General features: G+C 73.3%; 12 protein-coding genes. 2 read left to right on the forward strand and 10 right to left on the reverse strand.

Annotation, left to right across the window (positions count from 1 at the left end):
• Positions 1-274: 274 nt before the first annotated feature.
• Positions 275-709, forward strand: a complete 435-nt coding sequence (locus tag ACFYWS_RS21510; protein ID WP_389278930.1) for a hypothetical protein — start codon at positions 275-277, stop codon at positions 707-709.
• A gap of 25 nt (positions 710-734) precedes the next feature.
• On the opposite strand, the gene ACFYWS_RS21515 is transcribed toward ACFYWS_RS21510, so the two are convergent.
• From ACFYWS_RS21515 to ACFYWS_RS21560, 10 genes are all read right to left on the reverse strand, one after another.
• The gene (locus tag ACFYWS_RS21515; RefSeq protein ID WP_389278932.1) at positions 735-5,423 is read right to left on the reverse strand and encodes a hypothetical protein; all 4,689 of its coding nucleotides are present in this window, start codon (positions 5,421-5,423) and stop codon (positions 735-737) included.
• 36 nt (positions 5,424-5,459) lie between these two features.
• Positions 5,460-6,353: a hypothetical protein gene (locus ACFYWS_RS21520; RefSeq protein ID WP_389278935.1), complete on the reverse strand. Its 894-nt coding sequence runs from the start codon at positions 6,351-6,353 to the stop codon at positions 5,460-5,462.
• A gap of 52 nt (positions 6,354-6,405) precedes the next feature.
• Entirely contained in the window at positions 6,406-7,932 is a 1,527-nt protein-coding gene (locus ACFYWS_RS21525) for a hypothetical protein (RefSeq protein ID WP_389278937.1), read from the reverse strand.
• Between the two features lie 92 nt (positions 7,933-8,024).
• Positions 8,025-8,717 carry a GntR family transcriptional regulator gene (locus tag ACFYWS_RS21530; RefSeq protein WP_389279796.1) on the reverse strand — a complete coding sequence of 231 codons (693 nt, stop codon included), beginning with the start codon at positions 8,715-8,717 and terminating at the stop codon, positions 8,025-8,027.
• Positions 8,718-8,799: 82 nt separating this feature from the next.
• Positions 8,800-10,002, reverse strand: coding sequence for a cysteine desulfurase-like protein (locus ACFYWS_RS21535; RefSeq protein ID WP_389278939.1), 1,203 nt, complete (start codon positions 10,000-10,002; stop codon positions 8,800-8,802).
• A 44-nt stretch (positions 10,003-10,046) separates the two neighbouring features.
• Entirely contained in the window at positions 10,047-10,967 is a 921-nt protein-coding gene (locus ACFYWS_RS21540) for an SGNH/GDSL hydrolase family protein (RefSeq protein ID WP_389278941.1), read from the reverse strand.
• Entirely contained in the window at positions 10,964-12,115 is a 1,152-nt protein-coding gene (locus tag ACFYWS_RS21545) for a glycosyltransferase (RefSeq protein ID WP_389278944.1), read from the reverse strand. Before ACFYWS_RS21545 ends, ACFYWS_RS21540 begins: the two co-directional genes overlap by 4 nt.
• Complete coding sequence (locus tag ACFYWS_RS21550; RefSeq protein WP_389278947.1) at positions 12,112-13,248, reverse strand: glycosyltransferase family 4 protein; 1,137 nt, start codon at positions 13,246-13,248, stop codon at positions 12,112-12,114. The genes ACFYWS_RS21545 and ACFYWS_RS21550 overlap by 4 nt, the downstream gene beginning before the upstream one ends.
• Positions 13,249-13,400: 152 nt before the next feature.
• The gene (locus ACFYWS_RS21555) at positions 13,401-14,813 is read right to left on the reverse strand and encodes a HEAT repeat domain-containing protein (RefSeq protein ID WP_389278950.1); all 1,413 of its coding nucleotides are present in this window, start codon (positions 14,811-14,813) and stop codon (positions 13,401-13,403) included.
• Between the two features lie 278 nt (positions 14,814-15,091).
• Positions 15,092-15,484, reverse strand: coding sequence for an ankyrin repeat domain-containing protein (locus ACFYWS_RS21560; RefSeq protein ID WP_389278953.1), 393 nt, complete (start codon positions 15,482-15,484; stop codon positions 15,092-15,094).
• A gap of 281 nt (positions 15,485-15,765) precedes the next feature.
• On the opposite strand from ACFYWS_RS21560, the gene ACFYWS_RS21565 reads away from it, so the two are divergent.
• Positions 15,766-15,960, forward strand: a complete 195-nt coding sequence (locus ACFYWS_RS21565; RefSeq protein WP_266598445.1) for a hypothetical protein — start codon at positions 15,766-15,768, stop codon at positions 15,958-15,960.
• The last annotated feature ends 9 nt before the right edge of the window (positions 15,961-15,969 follow it).

Here is a 15,969-nt window from a genome sequence, read left to right on the forward strand (position 1 = left end):
CATGAGTTGTCCGGTATTGCGGGAGATTCCCTCCGCTCTGGACCACCATCGCCGGCGATCACAATCAGCCTGTCCTGTCGAAGAGTTGGCCGGAATCCTGTGTACCGCCCGCCCGGAGCAGGCGAGTCCGCCGAAAGGGGAATCTTCCTGGCCCACCGTTCGTCTTCACCAAGGGAGGGGCGACTCGACGGCGTGAAGCACGGCAATTCGGGCAGTCACTGTGCAGTGCCGATGCGGGGGCATCGGCTTGAGGGTCGTTGAGGGCCCACGAGCGGTGGGGAGTGACGTGGCGATGGGCACGGCAGAGCGAAACGGACTGTGGATCGATGAGCCGGCGCGGAGACGCCGCATGCCCGATCCCGTACGGACGTCCGCGGTGCGGGCCGTCCTGATAGTCGCGCTCACCCTGATCCAGTCCATGATCGCCGTGTTGTGCACGCTGACCGACTCCTGGCTGGCCTTCCCCATGGTGCTCAGCAGCGTGGGAAGCACGGTGGTGGCGACGTGGGGCGTCCTCGACGTCTGGGTGACGCGCCAGGTGTGGAACCAGCGGCACGGCGTCATTTCGGTCCCGGCCAGCACGGCCCGGCAGTTGCGCAAGGAGCGCCGCCAGGCACGCCGTGCCGCGAGGTCGCGACGCGGCGTCGCGCGGCCCGACTCGGTCAACATACGCAGGCGCGGTAGGGCCGGGCAGCTGACCCACTCCTGAGCCGACCCCGCCGCACGGTCAGGCGTCAGCCTTCAACAGGCCGCTTGTACATGCGCGTAGCCGTGATCTCGCCGTGCACCGTCTCGCCTTCGGGGTCCTGCTGCGGCAGCCCCGGACGCAGGTGTTCCTCCACGCTGATGTACTTCAGGCCGGCCCGAAGGTCCGCGTCATTGCGCATCCGGATCACGAGGGGGAACTCGGCGAGTGCCGTCGTGTCGAACAGGCCGGTGGTGTAGAGGAGTTGCACACCGAGCGCGTCGGACACCGCGCGCTGCAGTTCGAGCAGGTACGTGGCGTTGGCGCGGCCGATCGGATTGTCGAGGAACAGCGTGCCCGCGTGGCGGTGCTTGTCGCGGCCCCGGTCGTTGGAGCGCAGCGCGGCCATCGTGCAGTACAGGGCGATGGCCGCGGTCAGCAGCTGACCGCCGGAGAACACGTCGCCCATCTGTCCGACGGGGACGCGCTCGGCGCGCAGCACCGCGTCCGGCTTCAGGATCTCGACGGCGATGCCCTTGGGCTGGAGTGCCGCGCTGACGCCGCGCAGCAGCAGGGACATGCCGTCGCGGCGCAGGTCGGAGTTCTTCTTCACGGCCGCGCTCGTCGCCTCGTCGATCACCTCGCCGAGCCGCTCGACCAGCGTGGCCTGGTCGGGCTCCTCGAAGCGGATCCGCAGGAACTCCTGCCCGGACCACTCGCCGAGTCCTTCGGGCAGCCGTGACAGGCGCTGGGCGGAGCGGAGAGTGGCGAGCGAGGACTCCACGAGGCCGCGCAGCCGGTCCACGATCGAGTCGCGGTTGCGCTCCAGCTGGGCCAGCTCGTCGGTGAGGACGCGCAGTCGGGGGGCGAACGCGTCGGCCCACTTCTGTGCGTGCTCGGGGAGGGCGGACGCGGGCAGTTCGCGGATCTGCTGGCGGGCGGGCGTCCGCACCTGCTCGTACCGCGTCGAGTTCGCGTGCCGTACGAGGATGTCGCTCGCCTCGCGGACCGCCGCCTCGGCGGCGGACAGGTCGGCGGCGCAGCCGCGCAGCGAGCGCCTGGTCTCGGCCGCCGTCTGGCGGGCCTCCTCCAGGGCGCCGGGGTAGGGCTCCGGCTCGTCCTGCTCCTCCGACGGGTCCGCGTGGTCGCGCAGCAGGTCGCGCAGGAGCGCCGCGGTCTCGTCGAAGCCCCCGGCCCCGTCCTCGGCGGCACGGTGCGCGTCAAGAAGTTCGGCGTGGGCGGCGCGGGCGGTGCTCAACGCGTCGGTGCGGACGGCGAGTTCGGTGGTGGCCGTGCGCAGCAGGCTCTGCGCGTGTTCGGCGCCGGACGGGACGAGGTCCTCGGGCAGCTCCGTGTGCGCGTCGCCGTCCTCGGGCGCGTGCCGCTCGGCCTCGCCGCGCAGCCGGCCGAGCTGCTCGCTCGCGGTGGAGGCGCGGGTCTCCAGGAGCTGGACGAGCTCATCGGCGCGGGCGGCGGCGGCCTGCCGGGACGGGCCGTCGGCGCCTTCGGAGGTTTCCAGCAGGGTGGCGGCGCGCGTACGCACCTTGTTGCTGAGCCGGTCGAGGTCGGCGAGCGCCGCGGACTCGTCGGACTCGGCGCGGGCCTGCTCGGCCCTCAGGTCGGCGCCGACGCCCACCTTTTCGTAGAGCTGGGACGCAGCCCGGTATGCCTCGCGGAGCGCGGGCAGCGACGCCTGAGGGGCCGCACCCTCCGGTACGTCCTCGGGGGCGCCGGCGATCTCGGCACGCTCGGCGCGCAGGGTGCGGGCGGTGCGGCGGGCGTCGTCGGCGGAGCGCTGGGCGGCTCGGCGGTCCTCGTCGGCCGAACGCGCGTGCTCCAGGCAGGACTGGGCGCGGGCCTCCGACTCGACGGCCTCGTCGGCGAGTTCGCGGACCTTCACCTGCCAGCCGGCGCGCTCGCGCAGGCGGAACGCGAGTCCGGCGAGCGCGTCGGCGGCGCGGCGGGCCTTCTGCGCCGCCTCTTGGCGCTCGTCGCGCACGCGCGTCGTCTCGGCCGCGGACTCGTCGGCCTCGGCGCGCAGCGTGCGGGCCTCGGCGAGCTCGGCCTCGGACTCCTCGGCGAACGTACGGGCTTCACCGGCCGCGGCGGCGAGTTCACCGAGGCGGCCCGTGGGGCAGCCGGAGCGCCAGGAGGTGAGGCGCGCCGCCAGTTCGCGGTCCTTGGCAAGGCGCCCGGCGAGCGTTCGGATGTCCTCGTCGCGCTGGGCGGCGCGCTCGCGCAGCGCCTGCCGCTCCTCGTCGGCGGCGTGCTCGTCGTGCATGGCCGGGTTCGGCGGTACGAGGAAGACGGCCGCGTCCTTGGTGGAGGACGCGCTCTCGGACGGGGTAGGGGCCAGCAGCGCGGCGGCGGTGCCGACGGCGACGGCGGAGCGGGGCAGCAGGGCCGCACCGGCGAGCGCCTCCCGGGCCCGTTCATGAGCCGCCGGCTCGGTGATCACGACGCCGTCGACCAGCTCGGGCCGGGCGGCGAGCACGCGCGCGTGGTCGGCCGGATCGACGGACTGGGCGAGGTAGCGCCAGCCCGGCAGGGCCGGGATGCCGTGCTCACCGAGGAACTCGACGGTGGCCAGCACGTCGGGGCCCGGCGGGAGCAGGCCGCCGTCGCCCAGGGCGCCCAGGATCCGGGAGTCGTCGGCGGCGGCCGTACGGAGTTCGAACAACTGCCGCTCGGCGGTGGTCACGGTGTCGTCGAGCAGCGCCTTCAGGTCGTCGGCGGCGCGGTCCAGGTCGTCGGCGGTGAGGGCGCCCTCTGCGGTTCCGTCGGCCCCACCGGCCCGGCCGCGGTCGGCGGCGGACGCGTCCTGCGCGCCTTCCCCGGATACGGATACGGATACGGATACGGAGGCGGAGGCGGATGCGGAGGCCTCGAACTGTCCGCCCACACCGAGCAGTTCGGCCAGCCGCTCCTCCCCCGCGAGGGAGGCGGCGGCCAGCTCCTCCACCTGGTGTGCCTGCTCCGCGGCGCTCGCGGCGTCGGCGGCACGGGCCGCCGTCAGCTCGGCGCGCGACTCGACGGCGCCGGCCTCGCGCGCGTGCTCGGAAGCTCGGCGGGCGGCCTCGCGCGCGGTGTCCCACGCGGCGACGGTGGTCTTCTCCGCGTCGGCCGCGGCGAGCGCGGCGCGGGCCGGGTCGGCGTCGGGCGCGCTGTCGTCGATCCACCCGGCGCGCACGGCCTCGGTGGTCTCCTGCTCGACCTCGGTCAACCGCTGGCGCAGGTGCCCGAGTTCACTGCGGGCGCGCTGGGCCTCGGTGGCCGCGGCCGTGGCGTCGCGGTGCGCGGTCTCGCCCGCCTCCTGGAGGACGGCCGAGCGCTCCTCCTCCTCGTTCGCGTGCGTCTCGGCCTGCCCGGCGGCGCCGTGCAGTGCCCGGACGAGTTCGGACGCGGCCTTGGCGCGGGCCGCGAGGGCGGGGGCGGCGTCGCGCTCGGCCTCACGGATGGCGACGGCCACGCGCGCGGAGCGATCCGCGGCGGCGCGGTGCCGCAGGACGGCCTCGGCGGCCTGCCAGGCGGAGTGGAGGTTGCGCGCATCGGCCAGCTCGCGCTTCTGCGCGGCGGCGGCCTTCTCGGCACCGGCGAGCGCCAAGGAGGCGTGGCGGTAGGCGAGTTCGGCTGCGATCAGGGAGCTGCGCTCGCGCGCCGACTCCGCCTCGGTGACGGTGTGCGCGGCGGTGGTGACCTGCTGGGCCAGCTCCCCGGTGCGGCCGCGCTCGACGGCGGCGCGGGCGGACAGGCGGCGGGCGAGCGTGCGCGTGCGGCGCTCGGATGCGGTGTGGATGTCACGCGCGCGTGCCCGTGCGTCGGCGGCCTCCACGATGCGAGTGAGCAGGTCGACGGAGCCGGCGGTGAAATCGCGCTCGGCGATCAGCTCGGCCCGCCGTCCCAGCTTGTTCCCGAATCCGCTGACCAGGTCGGCGAGGCCGTCCGTGTCCCGCGTGTCGGTCACGGCACGCAGCAGCAGGTCGGTGAAGTCGGAGTCCTTCTTGACGGCGAAGAGGCCGGCGGCCTCGCCCTCGTCCGCGTTCATCTCCCGCTGGTAGCGGAAGAGTTCAGGGTCGAGGCCCAGGTCACCCAGGTGCTCGTTCCACCGGTCGTGGATCTCCTCCCAGTGCACCTCCAGGTGCGGGTACGCCTTGCCCGCCTCCGTCAGCGCGTCACGGAAGCCCTTCATGGTGCGCCGCCGCCCCTGCGCGCCCGAGGCGCCCTCACCCACAGGACGTACGGCACTGGACTCGGCGACCGGCAGCGAGTCGAGGCTCAGACCGGGGCCCGGCCTGAACGAGTACCAGGCCTCGGCGAACTTCCGCGGGTCGTTGGAGACCTGGCGCCCCCGCCACTCGCTCACCTTGCCGACGACGAGGCACTCGCCGGTGAGCGTGTGCTGCCACTCCAGGGCGACGTGCCCGCAGTCGTCGGCGAGGAGGAACTTGCGCAGCACTCCGGAGCTGGCGCCGCCCAGCGTGTTCCGGTGGCCGGGCAGCATGACCGAGAAGATCAGCTTGAGCAGGACCGACTTGCCGCCGCCGTTCTCCAGGAAGAGCACACCGGCGGGCGCCGGGCGGCGCGGCGGGCCGACGGGCTCGTCCTCGAAGAACTCCGCCTGGGTGGGCGCGGGGTCGGGCACGGGCTCGCCGACACCCCGCAGGTCAAGCACGGTGTCGGCGTAGCGCGCACCGGCGGGCCCGATGGAGTAGAGGCGAACGCGGGACAGCTCGTACATGGCGGACTCTCGTGGTAGGTACGGAAGTTCAGAAGGTCAGGAGTGGAACGGCAGGCCCGCGTCGGCGGCGAGCTCGCCTCCGTCCTCGTCCATCGGCGGCACCAGGCTCGCGGACCCGTCGGTCACGGGGACGACCCCGAGTTCGAGGAGTTCGGCCATGGCGGCCGTGCCGGCCATGTCGCGGACCTGGAGCTGGTAGCGGGCGGTGGTGCGGTACGTGCCGCCCGAGTCGTCGCCGGTTCTCTGCAGGAAGCCGGAGTCGGTGAGGAACGCGACGGCCTTGCCGACGATGCCGGTCGTCGAACTGGCGAGGCGGCGCGTGTCCTTGGTGGCTCCCGTGGAGCTGCGCCGGGCCCAGATCCGCCAGGCGGCTTCGAGCCCGGGGGCCTCGGTCGCCGGGTCGGTGTTCTCGCCGGTCTCCTCGGCCCGCTCCTCCAGCTTGCGGCAGGCCTGACGGACGAAGGCGTCCACCCCGTTGACACTCACGCGGCCGATGTAGCCGTCGTCGGCGAGGTCCTCGGGGCGCGGGAAGGCGAGCGCGGCGACCGCGAGATGCGCGAGGCCGTGCAGGAAGCGGTCGGTGGAGTCGGCGGCCGTCCGGCGCGCGTAGTCGCCCATGCGGACCGCGAACACGGAGTCGTCGGCGGCGGTCACGGCCATCCCCGCGCGCGGGGACACCTCCAGGACGACGAGGCCGAGCCCTGTGGCCACGGCGTCGGCGAGCCGTGCGAAGGGCGGGTCCTCGCGGTAGCGGCGCAGCAGCTCACCGTACTCCTGGTCACGGGAGGGCTGCAGCTTCGGCTGGAGCCCGAAGGAGACGAGCCGTGCCGCGTCGGCGGCATCGGCCGGGGTGACGGGCGCCTGGGCCCTGGCCGAGCCCGGAGCGTCGGGCTCGCCCCGTTCGGCGTGCTCTTCGGCGTACTCGGTCACGAGTGGTGCTCCTTCGTGGGTTCTACGTGTTCTCCCTGGACGCGGGTCGGCATCACGCGGCCTCCGTCCGGTCCGCGGCCATCCCGACCGCGTCGAGCAGGGCCGTGCCCACGATGAGGTCGGCTCCGCCGAACTCCGGGTCGTCCAGCTCGGCGCCGTCGTCCACGGCGAACAGCAGCTTCTCCTCGCCCTGGCGGTAGGCGGTGCCGACCGGCGGGCTCGCCGCGTGAACCGCCAACAGGGCCACCAGGTAGGGCAGTTCGGCGTCGCGCTTGCGGGCGTCGGCGAGCAGCCCGGACAGTCGGCGCGGCGCGTCCGAGGGCAGGTCGAGCAGCTCCATGGCGCCCGCGAGCTGCTCCTCGCTGAACCGGCTGTCGTCCGGTGTGGCGATGAGGTCCGGCTCGGGCATCTCCGCGCCGAGGTGCTCGCGCTCCATGGGAGGCGTGAGCAGTATGTCGACCAGGTCACCGACGCGGACGGACACGGGCGTACGGAGCCCGGTGCCGCGCGCGAAGAAGGCGTCGGTCGCCTTGGTCGCGCTCTCCACCGGAAGCGGCAGCAGCGGCGCGAGCAGCTGCCCGTACAGATCGAGGCCCGCGCGCGCGGAGGGCGCGGTGAAGGCCTGGCGGTCCTGCTCGGCGCGGAACAGCGGACCGGCCGCCAGGAGGCGCGACTGCAGCTGCGTGTGACGGCGGATGCAGTCCTTGACGATGTCGACGAGCTCGGCGGCGCGGCGCTTGTGCTCCTGGTCCTCCGACTCGTCACGGGCCTTGCGGATGTTCGTCAGGATCGCGTTCTCGTGCCGGTAGCGGTCCGCTACGTGGTCGAGCGCCTCGGCAATCATGTCGGGCACGGCCCGCAGCCAGTCGACGGCGCGCACATTGCGCCGCGTCGCGTCCAGCGCCTTGCGGAGCGTCTCCGAGTACTGCACGGTCCGATATCTGGCCTGCTCGGCGGCGAGCTGCGCGTCCGCGAGGCGGCCGCGGCTGATCAGTACCTCCAGCTTGACCTCGGCGGCGATCTGCGCGCTGGTGACGTCCGTGTCGAGGGCGCCGACCAGGACGTTCACCGCCTCGTCCGTCGTACGGAGGTAGACGCTGCCTCCGTAGCCGGGGACTTCCTCGATCAGCTTGAAGTCGTAATCACGTCGTACGTAGGAGCCGTCCGGCGCGAACGTGCCGTACACGGCGCGGAAGCCGCGGTCCACGCTGCCGACGTTGATCAGGTTCTCCAGCACCCAGCGGGCCACCCGCTCGTGCTCGGCGGTGGGCCGCTGGGAGGCCTGCGCGGCGATGCGGGGCAGGAGCCTGGCCACTATCTCCTCGTGGTCGGCGCCCGTGTCGAAGTCCATGTTCAGTGTGACGAGGTCGATGGCGGACAGCGCCACCTCCGCCATCCCGTACGTCGAGTACTCGCCCGCGAGGTTGGCCTTTCGCACGTCCAGATCGTGCAGCGGCGCGGTGCACGCGAGCGCGCGAAGGCGGCGCGCGAGCCCTTCGTCGGCGGCCGGGCCCGGTGCGGGGCGCGGCCCCGCGCTGAGCTGGGGCGGAACGGATTCCGTGCTGGCAGGCGAAGTCACGGAGCACAGGGTATGCGCTGGGTCTGACAACGGTCGAAACGGCGCAGATGCGACGGCTTTCGGGCCCGCCCGTGACGAGCCGCGAAAGGCCGCTACCCGTCCTTCGGCATCCGCTGCCGGTACGCCTCGACGAGCCCTTCGCGGGAGTCGTCGAGGTACTCGCCGAGCAGCGTCTCAGCCGTGTCCCTGCGCCCCTCGCGCAGCATCTCCACGAGTTCCAGGTTGCGCGCCAGGTACGGCTCGTGGAGCCGCTGCGGGTCGTCCACGACGTGGAACGCGAGGCGTAGCTCGGCGAGGACGCTGCGCATCAGTTCGTCGGTGCGCTCGCTGCGCGCCAGGGCGACGAGTTCGCGGTGGAAGTGGATGTTGGCGGTCGAGACGCTCTTCCACTCGCGCCGCTCGGCCGCCCGGTGTCCGTCGGCGACGGCTCCGGCGACCCGGTCGAGCGCGTACGGCGGGTCTCCCAGGGACCGTACGACGGCGCACTCGATCATGCGCCGCGTCCGGTAGATGTCCTCGACGTCGTCGACGCTCAGGACGCGGACGAAGACCCCGCGGTTCAGCCGGTGTTCGAGCAGCCGCTCGTGCGTGAGCAGCCGGAACGACTCACGGAGCGTGTTGCGCGACACTCCGAGGGCGCCTCCGATGCTGTCCTCCGACAGGCGCGTGCCGGGCGGGAAGTAGCCTTCCGCGATCCGGTTCCGCAGGATGTCCGCGACGCGCTCCGCGGTGCTGGTGCGTCCCAGCAGAGCGCGGTCGTCCGCGAGGGCGTTGAGTTCGTCCATGGCCACGGCCGAATTCAAGCGCAGTTCCAGGAACGAGACAACGTTGGTATCGGTGGATCGTTCAACGACGCCTGCGCACGCCTCAGGACACGATGACCTCCAGGGCGGCGAGCAGCCGCTCCACGTCCTCCGCGCTGCTGTAGGGGGCGAGGCCCACGCGGACGCCGCCCGCGTCCCCGAGGCCGAGCCGCCGCGAGGCCTCCACCGCGTAGAAGGACCCGGCGGGGGCGTCGATGCCGTGGTCGGCCAGGAGCCGGGAGATCTCGGCCGGGCTGCGGCCCTCGACGGTGAACAGGAGGGTCGGGGTGCGCCGCTGCGCGCGCGAGTACCGGGTGATGCCGCCGAGGTCCGCGAGGCCGCGCTCCATGTGCTGCCGCAGCGCGTCCTCGTGCTCCTCCAGGGCCGCGAAGGAGGCGACGAGGCGCTCCCTGCGGCTGCCGCGGGCGCCCGCGTCCAGGTTCGCGAGGAAGTCCACGGCGGCGCTCGCTCCCGCCAGCAACTCGTAGGGAAGGGTGCCCAGTTCGAAGCGCTCGGGCACGGCGTCGCTGGAGGGCAGCAGCTTGTCGGGGCGCAGCGACTCGAGCAGCTCGGCGCGGCCGGTGAGGACGCCCAGGTGCGGTCCGAGGAACTTGTAGGGCGAGCAGACCAGCGTGTCCGCGCCGAGCGCCGCCAGGTCGACCGCGGCATGCGAGGCGTAGTGCACCGCGTCCACGTGGAACAGCCCGCCCACTTCGTGGCTGAGGGCGGCCAGGGCCGGCAGGTCGGGACGCGTGCCTATCAGGTTGGACGCGGCGGTCACGGCCACCAGGCGGGTACGTTCCGAGAGCACCGCCTTGAGGTGCTCAGGTCCCAGCTCCCCCGACTCCGGGTCGAAGTCGGCCCACCGTACGGTGGCGCCCGCCGCCTCGGCCGCCTGGATCCACGGGCGGATGTTGGAATCGTGGTCGAGCCGGGTGACGACCACCTCGTCGCCCGGGCGCCAGGTCTTGGCGAGCGTCCGGGACAGGTCGTAGACGAGCTGCGTGGCGCTGCGTCCGAACGCGACAGTCCCTGGCGTGGTGCCGAGCAGATCGGCCAGCGCCGCACGGGCCTCGACGACGATCCCGTCGGCACGGCGCTCGCCCTCCGTCATCTGCCCCCGGTTCGCCAGCGGCCCGGTCAGCGCGGCGGCGACGGCGTCGATGACCGGCCCCGGGGTCTGGGTGCCGCCCGGCGCGTCGAAGCGGGCCGTGCCGGACTTCAGGGCGGGGATCTGTGCGCGGACCGCGGCGATGTCGAGGGCCATGGCTCAACTCCTATGGTGCGTAGGCGATGCGGGGCCCCTCCCCGTCAGGGGCGGACCTCGCACGGCTGGCTCGTAACCGGAGCCGCTCCCGCGACTCCCGTCACATGATCGCAAGCCCGCGGCGGCACCTCCAGACCGGAGACCGAGTCGAGCGCTGCCGCGACCCCGGCGGAGGTCCGCAGGTCGAGACGGGCGCCGGTGCCACGCATTTCGTGCCGTACCTCGTCCGCGGCGAGCGCCAGGAGCTGGGGCAGCAGGTCGACGCAGCGCCGGACGACCCAGCCGGTGCCCGCCGTGGCGAGCCACCACAGGCCGGCTGCGCGGGTCGGCGCGGGCCGTTCCGGTTCGACGCCGGGCGCTGGGCCGCGTGCCTCCCCCGTGGCGGCGAGCACGGCGTGGAAGCGGGCCGCGAACTGACGGTGTCCCTGCTCGCCGGGGTGCAGCCGGTCCGCGCTCCACAGGGCACGGTCGGCTGCCCAGTCGCCGTCGGCGGCGTGCAGATGGACGGCTCCGTGGCGTTCGGACAGGGCATGGACCACGGAGTTGACGGCGCGCTGGCGACGCGCGAGAGGGCGCGCCAGGGCTCCGGGCAGGCCCAGCAGGGCGCCGGGGTCGGGCAGGCACGCAGTGAGCAGGACGGTGCCCCGTTCGGCGAACGCCCCGTACACGGAGTCCAGCCGATCGGCCACGGCGTGGATGTCGAAGCCGGCGCGCAAGGTGTCGTTGACGCCGACCACGACGGACGCGACATCGGGGGTGAACGCCAGCGCACGTGGCAGTTGCCGCGCGAACACATCGGAGGTCTGCGCCCCGCTGGCCGCGAAGTTGCGGAACTCCACGGGAACTTCGGCGGGCGCCAGACCTTCGGAGAGCAGCGCGGCCCAGCCCCGCCATCCGCCGCCGACCGGGTCGCCGACGCCCTCGGTGAGCGAGTCCCCGAGCGCGGCGAACCTGAGCGGCTTCATGCCGCGCCCCGAAGCCGCGCCCGAGCAGGCGCGTCGTGCGCCGCCAGGAAGGCGTCCACGGCGACGTCCCACCCGAAGCACTCGGCACGCGCGCGTGCTTGCTCCCTACGCCGTGCGGCGGGTCGTCCGAGCACGTCCCGGATGGCGTGCGCGAACGCCGTACCGCTGTCCTCGGCCACGGCTCCGGCGCCGCCGACCACCTCCGGCAGCGCCGAGGACGCGCTGACGACGACCGGTGTCCCGCAGGCCAGCGCTTCCAGGGCGGCGAGCCCGAACGTCTCGGCGGGTCCCGGCGCCAGGCACACATCGGCCGTGGCCTGCAGGGCCGCAAGCGCGGCCGGGTCGGCGACGTGCCCCAGGAAGGCGACGGGCAACCGCCGTGCCCGCGCGCGTTGTTCGAGCCGCGCCCGCAGTGGCCCGTCCCCCGCGACGACGAGCCGGGCGGGCACGCCGACCCGGCGCAGCCGCGCCACCGCGTCGAGGCCGATGCCCGGCCGCTTCTCCACGGAGAGCCGTGTGCACATGAAGAGCAGAACCTCGTCCACGCGCGCGTGCCGTGCGCGCACCTCCGCGTTCCGCTCCTGCGGTCGGCACCGCAGGAGATCGACGCCGAGCGGCGCCCGGACCACGTTGCGCGCCTCGATCCGCACGAACTCGCGCTCGGCCCACTCCGTGGTGCACACCACGCGCGTGTAGGCGTGCGCCGTACGGACGTTGAGCACGTCGGCGGCCCGCCGCGCGGCGCGCTCGGGCAGGCCCCATGTGCGCAGCACTCCATGGGCGGTCTCGTGGGACACCATCACGGCGGGCACCCGCGCACGCCGCGCCCACTCCCCGGTCCAGCGCAACGTCGTCCGGTCCGACACCTCAAGCCGGTCCGGGCACAACCGCTCCAACAGCCGCCCCAGGCGCTGCCGGTCGGTCAGGACGCGGTAGCCGCCGCTCGCCGGGAGCTGCGCTCCCGGCAACGTAATGACGCGTCCTTGAGGCGTGTCCGTGTCCGCGACCCGCTCCCCCGGCACGATCAGCACCGGCTCGTGCCCGGCCGCCAGATACCCCGCGCCCAGCTCTCGTAGCGCGGTCCGCAGTCCACCGGAAGCGGGGGCGACGAAATTCGCCAGCCGTACGATCCGCAGGCGCCCGCTCATGCCGCCACCGCGCCCGCGCCCGCCGACCGCGCGTGCAGCACGTCTACGTAGTGCTCGACCAGGAGGTCGCCCACAACCTCCCAGCTGCGCCCGGACACCGCGGCGCGCCCGGCACTTCCGAATGTGGCGCGCAGCCCGGGGTCCCCGGCGAGCGCCCAGACGGCGTCGCGCAGCGCCTCCGCGTCGCCAGGCGGTACGAGCAGCCCGGTCCTGCCGTGCGCGACGAGGTCGAGGGGCCCTCCGGCCGCAGGGGCGATCACCGGCACCCCGCTCGCCATGGCCTCCTGCACGGTCTGGCAGAACGTTTCGTAGGGCCCTGTGTGCACGAACACGTCCAACGAGGCGAAGATCCGGGCGAGTTCGTCTCCGGTGCGCCGCCCCAGGAAGGTCGCGCCGGGCAGCGCGCTGCGCAGGGACGCCTCGCTGGGCCCGTCGCCGACCACCACGACCCGCACGCCGTCGAGACCGCACACCCGCGCCAGGAGCTCCACGTTCTTCTCCGGCGCGAGCCGCCCGACGTATCCGACGAGCAGCTCCCCGCGCGGCGCCAGGTCGGCGCGGAGGAGCTCGCAGCGCCTCTCGGGCCGGAACCGCACGGCGTCGACCCCACGCGGCCACAGCCGCACCCGTGGCACCCCGTGCGCCTCCAGGTCGCGCTGCGCGGCGGTGGAGGGCGCGAGCGTGCGGTCCGCGGCGGCGTGCACGGTACGGATCCGCCGCCAGGCCGCGCTCTCACCCGCCCCCACGTACGTACGCGCATAGCCCGCCAGGTCGGTCTGGTAGACGGCCACGGCGGGCACGTGCAACCGGGTCGCGGCCGCCATGCCGCGCATACCCAGCACGAACGGGCTGGCCAGATGGACGAGTTCGGCCCGGTGCGCGGCGACGGTCTGCGCGAGGCGGCGCCCCGGCAGCGCGACACGGACCTGCGGGTAGCCGGGCAGGGGCAGGGACGGCACCCGGACGACGGGGCAGGGCGCCGCCGCGTCCGCCTGCGGGCCTGCGGGGGTGGCGGGGGCGACGACGAGGGGGTCGTGGCCGCGGGCGGCGAGGTGCCGCGCGGTCTGGAGGGCGCAGTGCGCCACACCGTTGATGTCGGGCGGGAAGGACTCGGTCACGATGACGACTCGCATACGTGGTTTGTCGCCCCGCAGGACGTGCTCACGTCAAAGTGGATCTGTCCTGGCGAGGAACGGTCCGTGAGCGTTGGCCGCCACCGAAAACCGCAGGTGAACGACGAGGAGGTGGCCCCTCATCGAAGGGCCACCTCCCGGAAATCAGCGCGTCACAACGCCGTGGCGTCGGGTCCGATCCTGCTGCGGACCGCGGTCTGCACCTCGTCCTCCTCGGCCGGATCGGCGGCGAGGCGGCGCAGTTGGTCGACGACGCGCGCGTCGCCGGTCTCGGCGTGCCGCGCGGCGACCTCCCGGGTGCTCTCCTCGCAGTCCCACAGACACTCGACGGCGAACCCGGCGGCGAAGGAGGGATCGGTGGCGGCGAGCGCGCAGGCGGCGCGCCCGCGCAGATGCGAGGACGCCGTCTCGCGGTAGACGTGCCGCAGCACGGGGGCGGCGGAGACGATGCCGAGCCGTCCGGCCCCGTCGACGAGCGGCCAGAGGGTGGGGGCGTCGGGGCCGTCGCCGCGTACTGCCTCCCGTAGGGAGGCGAGGACGAGTTCGCCGTCCTGTGCGCCGCCCCTGCAGGCGAGCATGCGGCCCGCGGCGGCGCCGAGCGCGTCCGGCCGGGGCGCCCACTGCCGGGCCCGCTGCACGACGGCGACGCTGCGCATCCGCTCGAAGGCGTCAAGGGCGGCGTCCACGACCGCGCGGGACGGGGCCTCCACGGCGACCTCGATGAGATCGAATACGACCGGGTCGTGCATGTCGGCGAGGTAGCGAAGGGCGGTGCAGCGTGCCCCGTCGGTCCCGTCCCGCGCGGCCCGTACGATCCCGGCGTGGTCCTCGGGACCCGCCACGGCGGACAGGCAGCGGGCGGCGGGCACGTACAGGACGGCGCCCCGCTCGAAGCCCTCCTGCGCCCAGTCGAAGACGGCCTGCACGCTCCACTCGGGGCGCGGTCCCGCCGGCCGCATCTGCCGCTGCCAGCGGTCGAAGGAGCCGGTTTCCTGCGCGGCACGCACGCGTGCCCCCACATGCGGGCGCGGATCCTCGGCCCACAGGCGCCAGGGTCGCGGTTCGAAGGCGTCGCGCACGACGACGGCGAGCTCGGCCTCGGCGTCGGCCGGGAAGCGGGCGAGGACCGGCTCGGCGAGGGCGCGCAGGCCCGCGTCGTCGTCGCGCAGGGCGAGCTCGTCGAGCGCCCAGGCCCAGTTGCCGCCCACGGCGGCGTACCTGCGCAGCAGCTCCAAAGCGTCCCGCCTGCCGTAGGAGGCGAGGTGGCCGAGGACCGCGAGCGCAAGCCCCGTACGCGACTCCTCGGTGTCGAGGACGTCCTCGGGGTCGAAGAGATGCCGCTCGATCTCGTCGAGCTCGCCATGGAGATCGACGTAGAGCCGGGCGTAGTACAGCGAGCGGTTCTCCACCTGCCAGTCGTGGCGGGGGTCGCTCAGCACACAGTGATTGAGAGCCGCGAGCGCCTCGGCACGCGGTGCCGTCAGCGCGTGCAGCGTGCCGTCGCCGCGGCCCCGCTGGAGCAGGCCGAGCAGCGTACCGCTGGGCGCTATGACCGGTTCGAACATGGGAAACAGCCTCACATCAAGCGTCGACGCAACCGGGATGTCACCTACCTGGCCACGCGACAACACGTCGGAGCGCCCGCCGTCTCTTGCTTGCTGCAACCCATTTCTCTGCCTCTCGTCCAAGGCCCGGAACCGGGCCGTTCACGACCCGCTCTGCACGTGGGCACCACCTGCCCCGGCCTCGCGTCCGTAAATCACGCCGTCATCATGACCCAGCGGCGGAGCGCACCGCGACCACATTTCCCGCACCCCCGTTTTGCCTGGTCAGAGTCGGTCTGTCAGGAGGCGCCGAAGAGGTCGACGAGCTCCGTCTTGCCGAACATCCGAGCCGTGTCGACCGCCGAAGGCGTCCCCGAGGCCGGATCGGCGCCACCGTCGAGCAGCGCCCTGATGACGTCGTCGGCGCCCTTGAAGACGGCGCCCGCGAGCGGGGTCTGGCCCTTGTCGTTGGCGCGGTTCGCGTCGGCGCCGCGCTCCAGGAGGGCACGCACCGCCTCCGCGTGCCCGTGATAGGCGGCGAGCATGACAAGCGTGTCGCCCCGGTCGTTCGTGAGGTTCGCCGGCACTCCGGCGTCCACGTAGCCCACGAGAGCCTCCGTCTCGCCGCGTCGCGCGAGGTCGAAGATCTTGGTGGCCAGCTCCACGACCTCCGGGTCGGGGGCTTCGCTCATCGGGCGGACCGCCTTTCTCATACGTGCCGGTACGGCTGTGCAGCCGTACGAGTGAATCGACAGGGTACTGCCCGGTCCGGCACATGACCCGATCCCGCCGAGGCAAAGATCACGAAGAGTGCGGACGACCGTCCGGCAGCACGCTCGAGCGGCCCAGCAGCGGCTGGTCAACTGGGTGAAAGCTACGAATTTCCACCCATTTGCACCTTTTGTCGTATAGATACATGCTGTGAGCCTGGAAGAACTCATGGTGACTGTCCCCATCAACCAGGAGAACCCTCATGATCCTGTCCATCTCGGGCGTCGTGCTGCTCGGCATCATCGTCTTCTTGTTCTTCCGCAAGGACGGCCTGAAGGCTTCGCACGCACTGGTCTGCGCCCTCTTCGGCTTCTACTTGGCGGGCACTGCCATCGCCCCGAGCATCAAGGCGGGCGGCCAGAGCCTCGCCAGCCTGCTCGGCGGGATCAAGTTCTGACGGACCACT

Source organism: Streptomyces sp. NPDC002795 (assembly GCF_042888725.1).
In the GTDB taxonomy this organism is placed as follows: domain Bacteria; phylum Actinomycetota; class Actinomycetes; order Streptomycetales; family Streptomycetaceae; genus Streptomyces.